Here is a 14,367-nt window from a genome sequence, read left to right as displayed (position 1 = left end):
TCATTGGTGGCGATTGCCTGACCGATGCCAGTATCTCTGTTCAGAAGCAATTGGTGTGATCCAGTTGCAACAACTAGAGCTAATAACCCCGGACAACTGACCGGGGTTATTTTACTTACTTATAGATATTGAAGGAGCAACGGAAGATAAAATATCTATAACATCGTCCACAGTTGAGAGCATATAATGAACAACATCATCATGTATGTTAATACTCTGTTCATTAAACCATTCTAAATACTTAGATTTTTCTACAGAATAAAGACCAGTAAGCATCTCCCCTTTTTGTTCTTCTTGCATTTTCAGTAAATCGCCCTCATCAGTCACTCTGAAGGAATAAACCCAGTCGAATAACACATTGATTTTACTAATACCTCCGCTATTTCCAGTAGATAGAACCAGTTCAAGCGAACCAGAAGAATATCGAAAATCATCTAGTTGAAAATCCTGAAGAGAGCTTTCAGTTAATTTAATTTTTACTAATTTTTCAGTCATATATGATTACTCGTCATATCTAAACTTAATCCTATTCTTCCATGATTGGATCTCTAATGTTGGTCAACCATTAGTGCTGCACTCACGAACAATAACCGTTCGCCTATCAGGCAGTTTACCAACCCTCCCACCCAGAATGTTTTTAATATCTGTAGGGGATAAGGCATCGAACTCTTTATTAGCAATACTGCTACCACCTGTCCTTTCAAAGAGTTTCGAACGTCCTGTAGTTTCGTTCCCTTTTGACGATGTAGAAGTTAAGTCTTCAACAGTAATACTCTGCTGTTCCTTATTCCTCGCACTTTCCTCATCCTGTGGCCCCCAGCCTCCCGGCGTTCCAGCCCCCGAACCACCCAGCTCTTTCTTCTGCTCATCCGTCAGATCCTTGCCGATATTAGGATTAGGGCCATTCTCGCCTTGTCCCATCATGGCTTGGATAGCCAATAGCGCAACTTGCACAGGCAATGGGCAATCGCCACCAGAGAGGCATTGTTTCACCGCCTCCCTGCCGAACTCTTTCACTGCATCATCCAGCTTCTGCGCGATAACTGTATTAGCGCCACTCTGTGGTACTTGTCCCGCTACCGATGGTGGTGGGGCCATGAGTAAGAGTAGCGCATTATTCTCAACCGCATTTTTCCCGGCCTGCGCGCCGGCTACGGTATCTGCGGTGCTACCACCCGCCAAGCCACCGGCTAATCCGGTTGCAGCGGCGGGAAGAGGATGTTTTTAAGGCATAAAAACAAAAATCCCGGCCAACTGGCCGAGATTTGCGCACTAAACTAGCTTTAATAACTTCATATCATAAAGGAGGTCTTTACGTTCTTCTTCGTCGATATCTGCCATCAAGTCATCAAGGCTATGCTTTGATAAAATTTCTGATATTTCTCTGCGATAAAAACTATCGAAAGTATCACCAAATCGACCGGCACCTAAAATTAGATTCAATACATTAAGCATTAAATTTTCAATAGGTAGCTCATAAGCATTTTCAAATTGGTAGTAAGCATAACCTATCTCATGTTCGCCTTCTGCCCAACCATCACCACCTCTACCAACGTTATCCAGAATATTTCGACAACAGTAGTAGTAACATTCTAAAAATGATGACCTTATCTCTTGGTAAAGAATACGCTCATAACTCATTATTTAGCTCCGGGTCTTAGCAAAATCCCATTATTATCCAATACATTAATTTTGATACTCGGGTATTTTTGTTGGAACTGCTCAACGACACCTAAGCAACTTCCACATGCTGGACGTTCAGTGAAGATGGTTACTGTTCCTTTGACAGAAGTGTTATTGCCTAACTGATCGGCTAAGTTATCAAGGATTTTATATTCGGAGTCCGTATTCCTTTTTATCTTTACTCCAGCACTGTTAACCAAAGTTTGGAACTCAAAATTTTGGCTCCCTTTACCCACCAACCCTTTACCAGCCTCGTCAACACTACTATGCGCAGCCATCTGCTTTGGCATACCCGGTATATCAACTTCAGCAACAGCAACGTTACCTGAACGCTTCGGTGAGGAAGATAATCCAGCCCGAGCATCGGTCACCAACTGCCTGTAGGGAATCAGTTGACTCTCAGCCAACCTTTCTAGGCTAGCTCCCGCCGCCTAGGCACCATAAACGATCCCTGCCGTATCTTGGATAGTCATCACTATCTTGGCCCAGCCTGGAACATCGTCCAGCGCCTGCTGATAATTGGCTGAGTATGTTACATCCTGCACCATCTTGGCCTGCGCCTGCTCAGGCGTATAACCTTGGTCTACTAGCTTAAGCAGATCACGCGAGTAGTTCCCGATTAAATCACCGAACTTCGCCATTTCTTCCGGGAACTGGTCGCGTAAATCATAATACGTCTGGTATTCAGCATAACCCTGATAGCTTTCTTTGGCAGCAAGCGCCAGTTTTATCTCATTAATACAACCCGCGTTGGCTCCGCTAGCACAAGCATTCCTCAGATTTTCATCGCTAACGACATTCTTTTTCGTCAGCTCTGCCAGCTCTTGCACTTCGCCATCACTGAAGGTGCCATTTGCCAGCTTGGTTTCCAGCTGTTTTTGACGGATCTTATCACTGGCATTGAGATAGTTATTCTCTACCGCATTTTTCCCGGCCTGCGCGCCGGCTACGGTATCTGCGGTACTGCCGCCCGCCAAGCCACCGGCTAATCCGGCCGCCAGTGTACCTAATGCACTGAGGGTCTGTCGTTGTTCTTCGGTCAGATCTTCACGCGCGATCCCTGGGTACATTTGCTGGGCGATATATGCACGCCACCAAGCGCGGCTTTCACGCCTTTCAGCGCGGCCAGCCATTACTTTAGCAACTGATTGAGTAGCTCTGACATCACCAATGGCGAACAACTGGATACCACCGCCGTAACGGGTGTAATCCGGTTGCGGCAGTGGAAGTAAGTATTCTTAAGCTTAGAGGAAAAGATACCAACCATTCAGTCGGGATTATTATTTAAGACTATTATAAAAATCAATCACACTTTTAAGGTCAGTACTCCATTCAGATATTTTCCGCCCATCTTCATCATGAGTTTCACGTTTCTGAACGTAATCATTAATTTTATCCGGCATGAATCCAGGACATTCGTCCAAAAAAAGTATTTTATTTTGGACAAAAATATCTTTACCTTCAAAATATAAAACCCATGTAAATACAAAATTTGTATAATCTGGTTCATACATAGAAACTGCTAATGCAGCATAATTACAATTTTGCAACCCAAACTCAATAGACTCCCTCCAACTAGCCTTATAATTTTCAACACTCCAGTAAGCTAAAGGGAGATTGAAACTCTCTTTAAACTCATCGATCATAATTGATGAAGGTAAAACTATTTCATCATATTCTTTAATGGGGATATCTCCCGGAAAAATTCCAAACACTCTTAGTCCTTAATTTTTTTCAGATCACTATCATAAGTTCCGACTCGATCACCTTTACGGTTAAACAGCTTCCAGCCATTGGTAACGTTATGGCTATCAACGTCTGGAGTAATATAATCTTTCCCATTATAAAATACAGGCTGACCATGAGAGTTAAATGGTGCTTTTTGTGGTGGTACTCTTCGGTCATATCCTAAATTTTTAGCAGCTTCTTGAGCCTCTTTTCCTTTCAGTGCCAGATAAGCCAAATCATCTTTATTCGGCCCTTCAGGAATTAGCGTTACTGTACTATTCCCTCCCGTATCTGGCTTGCCATCCCGATTACCCGTGTCGGTATCACCCTGACCTGTAGTGTTATCGCCACCGGTATGATTTAGCGAGTTACCCGCAGTCTGGTCTCCCCCCGTATTAGTTAGACCCGATCCTGCTATCTGATCACCACCCGTATCAGAAGGGCCATTCTCGCCTTCTCCCATCATGGCTTGGATAGCCAATAGCGCAACTTGCACAGGCAATGGACAATCGCCACCAGAGAGGCATTGTTTCACCGCCTCCCTGCCGAACTCTTTCACTGCATCATCCAGCTTCTGCGCGATAACTGTATTAGCGCCACTCAGTGGTACTTGTCCCGCTACCGGTGGTGGTGGGGCCATGAGTAAGAGTAGCGCATTATTCTCAACCGCATTTTTCCCGGCCTGCGCGCCGGCTACGGTATCTGCGGTGCTGCCACCCGCCAAGCCACCGGCTAATCCGGCCGCCAGTGTACCTAATGCACTGAGGGTCTGTCGTTGTTCTTCGGTCAGATCTTCACGCGCGACCCCTGGGTACATTTGCTGGGCGATATATTCCCCCATCACCGCGCCGGAAGCCCCTGCTAGTGCGCTGTTGCCATTGACCTGAGCAACCACCGCACCGAGAACTGCATGAGCCATCAGGTTGGCTTCCGTGTTGACGCCCCCTTTTCGGGTCGGGTCAAGGGTCATATTGTGGATCACTTCAGCCAGATACGGGGCAGAAGCACCTGCCAGCGCTTTCGCCATATCGCCACCGGCCAAGCCCTGTATCGCCGCCGTTGCGGCCTGAAGACCTTGTTGCAACGCACTGCCGGTGCCGTATTTCTTCATCTCGGCTTTGTATTCTTTTGTCTCACGCAGAGCTTCTGCATCGCCTTTCAACGCCGGATTGGCCTTCAGCGCGGTCTCCAAACCAATGATATCTCCCTGCGTCCTCGCAATGTCCATGGCCTGACCGCCAATCTCACCGATGAGTTGCGCTTCTTTCAGGCGGTTTTGCTCTTTCTCTTTATCAAAGATAGGGCCGATACTGCCGTTGGCGTTGTCGGTATCGCGGCTCAGGTCAGTCAACAGCAGCAGGATTTGGATTCGGATTCGGTGCGGGAGAATGGCGAGGTGATTATCGATGATCCCTGGCTCATTGAGTTAAGGATCACCGATGCAGAGCAACTGGAAGTCACTACTCCGCTCGGTGTTATTAAAAGAATCTAAGCTCGGTGGGTGGGATTTAAGTTACTCATCATATTGAAGATTTATGCTTATTCTTTCTTCTAGTACATCGACGATGATTTCACAGGCTGTCCATGCTGGTTTGCCATTAGTCATATTATTTTGAATATAAAAATCTCTCAATTTAACTAGTAGCAGCCTGAGATCATGGCTCGCTAGCTTATCGGGAACGAACCAGTCTTCATCATCTTCTTGATCAAGATAATCATATTCATATTCACATGATTCACCATCAAGTGGTAACTTTGCACGAGCAACGATCTTCTTAGCATTAACAGGCCCCGCATCAACCAATAACTGACCAATTTTATTATGCAGGCCATCTAATTCGTTCATTTTACGCCTCCTGGGCTATTACTAATATCTCTAATAACTGGACGACCACCATCAATAGAGTATGTTACGTTAAAACTATCTGGGCGCTTACTATTTCCTTTATAAACAGGCTCTATTTTCACATTGACTTGGCGACCATCTTTTAAAGCATCAGCCCATTTATTTTCCATTTGCTTCCATACGCTTTTATTCAAGTTCCCATCCATAGGAACAAGATTAAGTTTTTCACCTGGGCCATTGAAAATGCTGGCAATCAAATGTCCACCTTCATCGCCGTCAACACCACATTTTCCAGTTTTACATTGCTGATAAGTATTACGATCATTTTTAGACCAGGATAATGAACTCTCGACGCTTTCCGTCCTTCCCAAAGAGTCAGTCTTAAATGTTTTATTACCATCCAGTTGATAGGTCTTATTCGGCTGAGGATTGTTTAGTTCTTTGCTCCAATTTCCTTTACTTCCTGAGACAGCAGCAATTTCATCACTGGCCTTATTAATCAGCTTAGACGCAGTTTCAAGATCTCCCGCCTTGAGAGCTTTTTCTGCGCCTTTAATAGCTTTACCGACTACATCACCTAGCCCCGGTAATATTCCAACCACCGCAGCCAGATAGCCCAGCGTACTGTCAGCCTCAGCAAAACTCTTGATATCACCGTAGACAGGAATGAAGTCGCTGCCAAACTCTGCGGCTCCTGCCAACAGTTCATCGCGACGCGCATCCATTTTTGCACCGCAGGCTTCAGCGCTGAGCCCGGCACAGTTATTCTCTTTAAACTCCTCCGTGGCTTTCACCAGTGCATTCTGCGCTTTCTGATACCGCTCCGCTTGTGACATTCCTGACGCCTGATTCTCAGCAATATCACTCAGAGAGTTATTCTCAACCGCATTTTTCCCGGCCTGTGCACCGGCTACGGTATCTGCGGTGCTACCACCCGCCAAGCCACCGGCTAATCCGGCCGCCAGTGTACCTAATGCACTGAGGGTCTGTCGTTGCTCTTCGTTCAGATCTTCACGCGCGACCCCTGGGTACATTTGCTGGGCGATATATTCCCCCATCACCGCGCCGGAAGCCCCTGCTAGTGCGCTGTTGCCATTGACCTGAGCAACCACCGCACCGAGAACCGCATGAGCCATCAGGTTGGCTTCCGTGTTGACGCCCCCTTTTCGGGTCGGGTCAAGGGTCATATTGTGGATCACTTCAGCCAGATACGGGGCAGAAGCACCTGCCAGCGCTTTCGCCATATCGCCACCAGCCAAGCCCTGTATCGCCGCCGTTGCAGCCTGAAGACCTTGTTGCAACGCACTGCCAGTGCCGTATTTCTTCATTTCGGCTTTGTATTCTTTTGTCTCACGCAGGGCTTCCGCATCGCCTTTCAACGCCGGATTGGCCTTCAGCGCGGTCTCCAAACCAATGATATCTCCCTGCGTTCGCGCAATGTCCATGGCCTGACCGCCAATCTCGCCGATGAGTTGCGCTTCTTTCAGGCGGTTTTGTTCTTTCTCTTTATCAAAGATAGGGCCGATACTGCCGTTGGCGTTGTCGGTATCGCGGCTCAGGTCATCGACATTCTGCTGCTGTTTATCAGTGTCACGGATGGTAATCGTGCCATCGCTAACCGCTGCCTGCGTAGTGCCTTCGGCATGACCGCTATTGCCCAGACCCGACAACACCACGCTACCCAGATTACTCAGCAGGTCAGACCCCACCGGACCACCGGTGCTCAGGCTGCCGCCCTGATGCTCGGCCTTGAAATCGGCTTTGTTCTCGATGTTACTGAAGCCCAGTGTGCCGGTATCCAGACTGTTTTTACTCTTGTCTGCAGTACTGGCAATCACAGCACCATCAAGCTGGGTGTGTTCGCCGACGGTGATATCAAAACCGCCTTTGCCTGCGAAGATACCGCTCTGTTCCTGCACTGAGTCATAATTGCTGTGCAGCTTGTCGCGACTCATGCTCAGATTGGCAGAGCCACCGGTACCAATGACCGCGACACTGATACCGCCGCTGACGCTGGTCTGCTTCGAATCGTAGTTATCGCTGTCCTGCTGGCTTTGCAGCAACAGGTCACGGCCGACATCCATTTTGACGGTTTCGCCGTTAGCTTGCGCGCCTATCAGTGCAGTATCTCGCCCGCTGCTGAGCGACAGTGTGCCGCCTGTGTCAATCTGTGCTTCCGTCCAGAAGGTGCCGTCACCGTGCTCTTTGCCTTGCCCTTTGTTCGCGTTGGCAAAAATACTCAGGCCACTACCAGAGCCACCGATACCCACACTGACACCCACACTGCCGCCGCTGCTGCGGTTACTGCCGTCGGTTTTTTGCGTACTGGCCGCGCCGAGTAACAGCACATCACGGGCCGCATCCAACGTCGTATCGCCGCCGGCTTTGAGCTGGCTACCCTGCACCACGATATCGCCACTGTTCGCGGGGTTACCATCACCGGTGGCGTTGATGGTCAGATTATTGCCCGCCGTCAGGGTCGAACCCGTCACGCTGGTCTGTTCCTGCTGCTGTTGCGAGGACGATTTTTGTGCGCCTAATGAGATGCTGACGCCGAACATGCTGGCGCTATCGCCCCCCTGAGCCTGCACCAGTTGGCCGGCCTGCACCGCTTGCACGCCACCGAGCGCGGCTTTGACGCCTTTCAGCGCGGCCAGTCGGCCATTGCTTTCTTCACTGGCATCTTTGGCGGCGGTCACTGCGGTATTTAGTGCGCTGCCGACTGCGCCAGACAGGGCCAGCGTCAGGCCGCTACTTTTTTGCTCCACGATATGGGTTTGAGTGCTTTGATTCTCTGCCGCCACAATCGCCACGTTTTGACCGGTCAGGCTGATGTCTTTACCGGCTAACACGTCAGAACCTTTTACCGTTAGGTCTTTATCGGCAGTCATGTTGACGTTGCCCTGTACGCTGCCGACAGTGCTGCCCACGTTGGAAATCGACTGGCCGGTATCGGTCATTTTGGTGCTGTTACTGCCCAATGTGACACCAATGCCGCCCGTGCTCATCAGGCCGGATTTTTTCTGCTCAAACAGGTGAGATTCGCTCTGGCTCTGCTGCGCAGTGCTCACGTTGATATTGTCTTGCGCCCGCAGATGGATATCGTTATCGGCCACCACTTGGCTACCGGTGACCGCGATGTTTTTAGCGCTGGCATCGATAGATCCCGCTGACAGCAGGGAGCCTACCGCCCAGGTTTGGTGAATACTGTCTTCGGTGCGGGTCGTGGTAGTGGAGGCCAGCCCGCGTTTTTTACCCTCATGAATGCGCTGCTCATCATGCTGCTCTGCCTGCGTGGTGAGAGTGACATCGCCGCCTGCGGCCAGTTTTAGCGCGCCATCGGTTTGTATGCCACTGGCGCTGAGGTTGATGTCTTGCGCCGTTTTAAGATTGATATCCCCTTTGGCATTTAACTGGCTGCCGATCAGCGTTTCATCATAAAGATCAATGGCACCTTTATGGCGCTTGCTCGAGGATTCACCGGTCACTTGCAAGCTGTCCGTGGCGGCACTCAGGTTGATATTTTGCGCCTGTACATCCATCGTGCCAGCCTGAATATTGGCCCCCACGGCGGTGAGATTGTCGACGCTAGCCGTTAGCGCACCACCGACATTGACCTCACTCCCCAGATGGCGAATATGCTCGCTGGTCGCAGTGCCGTGACCGAAATTCGAACTGATCTGATCACGGGTTTGGACCGTATTGAGCAGCCAGTCGCCGCCAGTATTGATCTGAAGATCCTTGCCCACGGTCAGGCCCGCACCTTGCATGATAAAGTCACGTTCGGTGTTGATCACTGCATTATTGCTGATGTTGAGGCTAGCCAGTGGCCCGAGAAGGGTTTGATCCCGCCACACAGATCCATTATTGCTACTCAGTTGCTCTGTACCAGTTCGCAGGATCAGATCACGTCCGCTATCGAGTTGCAGGTTGGTCGCATTAAGCCGCGTGCCGGTCAGGTCGATATCGCTGTTCAACGTACTGAGCAGCATATTATTGCCCGCCTGAAGCAGGCCGCCATTGCTCGTCAGTGTAATGTCTTGCGCCATGCTGAGGTTCAGATTATGGGTGGCGATCATCGCCCCTGAGTTATTGAACCCCTGCACATCGGTTAAGGTGATATTCTCTGCGGCAATCAATGCCCCGTTGGCCTGCAACTCGCCTGCTTTGATGCCGGCCAGATAAACCACCGGCACCAATACCGTTTCCCCCGCGACTTCACGGGTTTCCATCAGCACCATATTGGTGGTTAATGCCGCCATTTGTTCAGCACTGAGGTGAGTACCAAGGGCAATATTGAACGCTTTACTGTACTCAAGGCCCGCCGCAAATAACTGCTCGAATTGCGCCTGTGCGCTGCTGTAATCATGGGTGACCGCTTGGCCGGTTAATGCCAGCACTTGGTCGCGCACCAGCCGCTGTTCATAAGCGTTATCCCCTAAACGTTTGTGGATTAACGCAGGATCGCTATTCACTTGCTGGAGAAAATAGTCCGACCCTTTCCAGTTATTCAAATTGGCAAACGCAGGGTTCGTTTCGATCAAATAGCCGGTACTGACGGTTCGATCCGGTGGGGTTAGGCTCGCGCGATCCACATTAGGATCGAGGGACGGTGAGTGATTGATACTGTCGAGCGATAGCTTGTCCCCTGCGGTTGGCGTGTTGTTGCCCGCACTGAGCTGATACAGCCCGCCACTAGGTAGCGCTAGAGAGATGCCGTTAAACTCGAGCGTGATATTTTTGCCACTACTGTCGCGCTCAGTCGGTGGGGCGACAGTGCCGGGGTTTGCGCCATTGCTGATCGTTGTGCCGCTGCCACTGATCGTTTTTGCCGTGAGACTCGAGGCGTATTGGTTGGTGGCGTGTTCCTTGACTTCTGGCCCCCAACCGGTGCCCCACAAATTGCCTTTGTAGGTACGATAACGCCATTCACCGGTAGAGGTGGTCCGTTCGATCAGCCGCTGCTGCCCTGCCCAACCATCTTGTTGCAGGGTGACCCCCGAAAGGTCAATGTCGCCCTGTGCACTGACTTTACTCCAGAAGTTCTCCAGCGTGTTAACGTGCGGAGTGAGGTTTCCCCCCGCTAACAGCTGTGCCTCGGGGCTGATTTTATCGATGCTGTTATAAGCAGAGGTCGACGTATAATTAGTGCCAATGTAGTCACTGTTCATTGACCCGCCATGAGGGGGTTCAGCGTAGCGCCCGCCTGGAATATTCGGGTTTTCTGCCGTCCAGTAGGCGGTCCCACTCACTGTTTCGCCGGTCACAAATTCAGTGTTGGCGGTTAAAATATGGCGGCGATTGGTCAGGGTATTGGCATAAACCAGTAGATCTTTACCTGATTCGATTAAGCCGGAGATATTGAGCACCTGAGCTGCCGTTTGGAAATTACCGCTATTATCTTGCCCACCAGCCAGAATAATTTTGCCCATGCCTAAAAGGGTGGTGGTCGGTGCGGTATCAGTGCTGGTGACGGTATCGCTATTTTCAATCACTGGTGCCAATAGCGCTAAAGTGCCGTTGACATCGGTAGCACCGATAAGGGCATTGGGGCCGGTGTTAGTGATGCGATCGCGTGCTTTGAGCGTGGCGGCTGCGCTAATGAGGGTGCCGCTGTTGAGTAGCGTGCTGGAATCTGTATCAAGCTGACCACTGCTGAATATTTCCCCTCGGTTAATCAGAGCGCCTGCCGTGGTGAGTTCTGCCTGCGCCGCATTTATCTTGCCGGTGTTCAGTAAGCTATTTGAGTCGGTACTCAGTTTTCGACCCGCCAATATTTGCCCATCATTGGTGAAGGCACCAGTGGTTTTAAAGGTTAAATCACGCCCTGCCTGAAGCGTCGATCCGGCCAGATTGCTAAAATCCCCCTGTAAGCCGATCGTCAGATCCTGATTGGCCGTCATTTTGCCTGCGCTGCTATCAAACCATCCCAGATTTAAAGCAATGTTATTCGCCGCCAGTGCGCCGCCTTGGTTATTAAGGGTTTGCGTGGCATTGGCACCGGCATTGAGGGTGAGAGAACCTAAAGAGACAATATTGGCGCGCTGAGTGCTGATATCGCCACTGTTAGCGGTGATATTGATCCCTTGGGCTTGCGTATGGCTATCCGTCAGATCAACCCGACTTCCCGTTAATGTCATCGCCCCTGCTGCCAGAGATTGCCCTTGCGCGGTTAAATCCTGACGAGTCATCACCACCAGATCGCCGGTATCCGTCAGGCGACCATCGCTCTGCACGCCAGCACCCAATAGGCTACCGCTGTCGCTCTTGAGCTGCTGTGCTTGAACGTCAACATTGCCTTTGGCGAAGATAGCGCCACTGCGGTTATCAAGATAACTCGCCAGATTCAGGTTGAAATCCGTTATCCCCGTTTGGGCGATAACCCCACCAAAATTAGAGAGTGCTTGCGCGGTGAGGGTGATTTGCTCGGCGATCACGTTGCCTTTATCGGTACTCAGAAGGGACGTGGTACTGGCAGTTAACTGCGTTGCTGCTTTAACCACCGCGCCCGTTAAGTTCAGATCCCCCGCCCCCGCAGCTAGGGTGATACTATTGGCCTGAGTCTTGCTGCCCGAGACATCAATCCCGCGACCAGAGAGTACCAAGTCACCCACCGCAATATTTTGCCCTTGAGCGATCAAGGCTTGATCAGTATTGAGCGTTAAATTACCGCTGTTGGCACGACTGCCGTCCGCTTTTAATCCGGCCCCGATCAAAGAGGTACTGCTACTGAGCAAGTCATTTGCGTGCAGTTGGAGATCCCCTTGCGCGGCAATTAACCCGCTGTTATTGGCACTCCCCTTCACGGTTAATTGCCCGACGCCAGCGGCATAGATAGCGCCATTGTTCAGCAAGCTATCCGTGTTCAATGACAAGTTCTGCCCCGCCAGTAGAGCACTGCTGTTATCGGCATTGGTATTATTGACACTGAGCGCCGCCAACTGCATATCCCGCCCAGCTTCCAGTTTATGCTGATTAATCAATGCGCCACTGGTGCTAAAGCGCAAGTCACGCCCTGCCGTGATACGCGCGCCGGTCTGGTGAGTGAAATCACTTTGCAGATTGACCTGTAAATCCGTTGCCGCGGCAACCTCTCCGTTGCTGTTAACCCATTTTCCAAGGTTGAGTTGGATATTCTCCGCCTGCAATTTGCCGCCACGGCTATTCAGCGTTTGTTCCGGATCGGCTGTCGCAGTGACCGCGAGTGTACCGGGGGTTATCAGGGTCGCGTCTTGAGTTGAGATATCCCCTTCGCGGGCATTAATCGTGATATTACTGGCTTGAGTCTGGCTACCGGTCAGGTCAACACTCGAGCCGGATAGCGTCATATCCCCTGCAGCGACATTCTGCCCTTGGGCCATCAATGCTTGGCGAGTTGCCACCTGTAAATCGCCGTGCTGAGCCAATTTGCCATCGCTTTGTACGCCCGCCCCTAGCAGGCTGTTATCGTTGCTGGTCAAGGTTTCGGCTTGAAGCGAGAGTTGGCGACTCGAGAGAATCTTGCCACCACGGTTATCCAGCGCACCGGCCAGATTCAGGTTAAAATCTGTTGCTCCCGTTTGCGCTATCACGCCGCCCACATTGGAGAGTGAATGAGCGTCGAGCGTCATTTGCTCGGCAATCAAACGGGCGCTGTCAGTACGTAACATCGAGGCGGTCGAGGCGGACAGTTGGTTGGCCGACAAGTCTGCTCCCGTGAGATCGATATCCCCACCTTGGGCGGTCAGCGCCAAATCACTGCTTTGCGTTTGGCTGCCGCTGAGATCGAGACTTTGCCCTGTGAAGTGCTGCGCCGTCCCGCTGATATTCTTCCCTTGCGCGAGTAACTTTCCGCTGGCCTCAACACGCAGTGTGCCGCTGGTAATGCGGCTGCTGTCGGACTTAACGCCCGCCCCTAAGACCGAGTTGCGGCTGCTGTTGACTTCAGAGGCGCGCAGCGAAGTGTCACCGGCGGCGGCAAGGGTGCCGGTGTTACTGAGTTTGCCTGCCGTAGTGAGTTGGGTATTGCCCTGCGCATACAGCACGCCCGCGTTTTCTATCTCGCCAGTGGTCTTCACCGTCAGTTGTTGGGCGCTGCTTATCTGGCCGCTGTTGACCAGCATGCCATCTGCCGTGATGGTGATATCACCCGCAGAGGCACCTATCTCACCGGCATTGCGTACCCCAACACCGCTTTCCGTGCCGATCAGGCGAATTTTACCGGCATACATGCCACCTAAATTGGCGACATCCACGGCCACGGTGGGGCGCGGGCTGCCATCGGCGGCTTTGGCGTTAATGCTCTGGTGCGCAGCATCCACCTGATTGCGGCCGGTGGTGACATTCAGGTCATTGGCCCACAGGCTGGCATTCACTTTGACGGAGCGGGCGATCAGGTCGGTATGGTCCTGACGGCTGCTGTCCATGCCGGCGCCTTGGACGATAATCTCGCCGCGCTCAACATCGTAACCGGTCAGTTGGCCGTTATTCAGTTGCACCTGACCGGTGGTCAGCGTGGCGCGGTTCGCGTTGATAAAGCCGCAGCCTTCACAGGTGATGCCAGCGGGGTTGGCGATCACCACCTGCGCCTTGCGGCCCGCCACTTCGATATAGCCATTAAGCTTGCTGGGGTCGCGGCTGTTCACCTCATTGAGGATAATATTGGCCTCACCCCGTGCTAGCCACGGGTTAGCGTCAACAAAACCGCCGAGCTGAGTCTGATTGACCCCGTGGCCGTTATTGAGGATCACGCCGCGATTATCGACATCAAACTGGCTGTAGACGTTGCGAGAAACCCCGCCACTGCTGGGCGTTTGAATATTGACCTGCGGCGTGCCGTTGGCACTGCTGATAATAGTCGGCTGCTGACCGGCGGGCGCACCGGCATCGGCCACAATATCCGCCTGAGCCGAGAGTGAGACGCAGCCTAACGCCAGTAGCAGACTAAAATTCAACGACGATAAGGCACTGATGCAGCGGCGTTGCGCATGACCCACACCGGAGGATGGCGATGAGGTGGCCCGACCGGAAGCCGCGATATCCGCGACCACCATCAACAGGCCTCGCGCCTTGTTGAAGACGATTCGGTACAGGTTTTTATTCATCAGTCATTCCAGAAATTATGTTATTTA

General features: G+C 51.4%; 8 protein-coding genes and 3 pseudogenes. All 11 read right to left on the bottom strand.

From position 1 onward, the window contains the following. Nucleotides 1-111: 111 nt before the first annotated feature. Complete coding sequence (locus tag DA391_RS03400; RefSeq protein ID WP_108087371.1) at nucleotides 112-495, bottom strand: hypothetical protein; 384 nt, start codon at nucleotides 493-495, stop codon at nucleotides 112-114. A 63-nt stretch (nucleotides 496-558) separates the two neighbouring features. Beyond that, nucleotides 559-1,182: a VENN motif pre-toxin domain-containing protein gene (locus DA391_RS03395; RefSeq protein WP_108087370.1), complete on the bottom strand. Its 624-nt coding sequence runs from the start codon at nucleotides 1,180-1,182 to the stop codon at nucleotides 559-561. A gap of 90 nt (nucleotides 1,183-1,272) precedes the next feature. Beyond that, entirely contained in the window at nucleotides 1,273-1,641 is a 369-nt protein-coding gene (locus DA391_RS03390; protein ID WP_057651257.1) for a hypothetical protein, read from the bottom strand. After that, nucleotides 1,641-2,054, bottom strand: a complete 414-nt coding sequence (locus tag DA391_RS03385; RefSeq protein WP_240624786.1) for a deaminase domain-containing protein — start codon at nucleotides 2,052-2,054, stop codon at nucleotides 1,641-1,643. The genes DA391_RS03390 and DA391_RS03385 overlap by 1 nt, the downstream gene beginning before the upstream one ends. 60 nt (nucleotides 2,055-2,114) lie before the next feature. After that, nucleotides 2,115-2,507: pseudogene (locus DA391_RS24675) on the bottom strand (DUF6862 domain-containing protein); the annotation flags it as partial. A gap of 72 nt (nucleotides 2,508-2,579) precedes the next feature. After that, a pseudogene (locus DA391_RS24670) lies at nucleotides 2,580-2,765 on the bottom strand (VENN motif pre-toxin domain-containing protein); the annotation flags it as partial. 198 nt (nucleotides 2,766-2,963) lie between these two features. After that, nucleotides 2,964-3,398, bottom strand: a complete 435-nt coding sequence (locus tag DA391_RS03375; RefSeq protein WP_050875065.1) for a hypothetical protein — start codon at nucleotides 3,396-3,398, stop codon at nucleotides 2,964-2,966. Between the two features lie 2 nt (nucleotides 3,399-3,400). Continuing rightward, entirely contained in the window at nucleotides 3,401-4,051 is a 651-nt protein-coding gene (locus DA391_RS24420; RefSeq protein ID WP_315850683.1) for a toxin C-terminal domain-containing protein, read from the bottom strand. A gap of 9 nt (nucleotides 4,052-4,060) precedes the next feature. After that, nucleotides 4,061-4,756, bottom strand: a pseudogene (locus tag DA391_RS24140) (VENN motif pre-toxin domain-containing protein); the annotation flags it as partial. 168 nt (nucleotides 4,757-4,924) lie between these two features. Next, nucleotides 4,925-5,257, bottom strand: a complete 333-nt coding sequence (locus DA391_RS03365) for a hypothetical protein (protein WP_057645824.1) — start codon at nucleotides 5,255-5,257, stop codon at nucleotides 4,925-4,927. Next, a complete protein-coding gene (locus tag DA391_RS03360; RefSeq protein WP_159074554.1) occupies nucleotides 5,254-14,340 on the bottom strand; it encodes a hemagglutinin repeat-containing protein in 9,087 nt (3,028 codons plus the stop codon). The genes DA391_RS03365 and DA391_RS03360 overlap by 4 nt, the downstream gene beginning before the upstream one ends. Nucleotides 14,341-14,367 lie beyond the last annotated feature (27 nt).

The organism is Yersinia massiliensis (assembly GCF_003048255.1).
Lineage (GTDB): Bacteria > Pseudomonadota > Gammaproteobacteria > Enterobacterales > Enterobacteriaceae > Yersinia > Yersinia massiliensis_A.
Note: the sequence above shows the minus strand (reverse complement) of the source record. Positions and strands in the feature narration are given on the sequence as shown.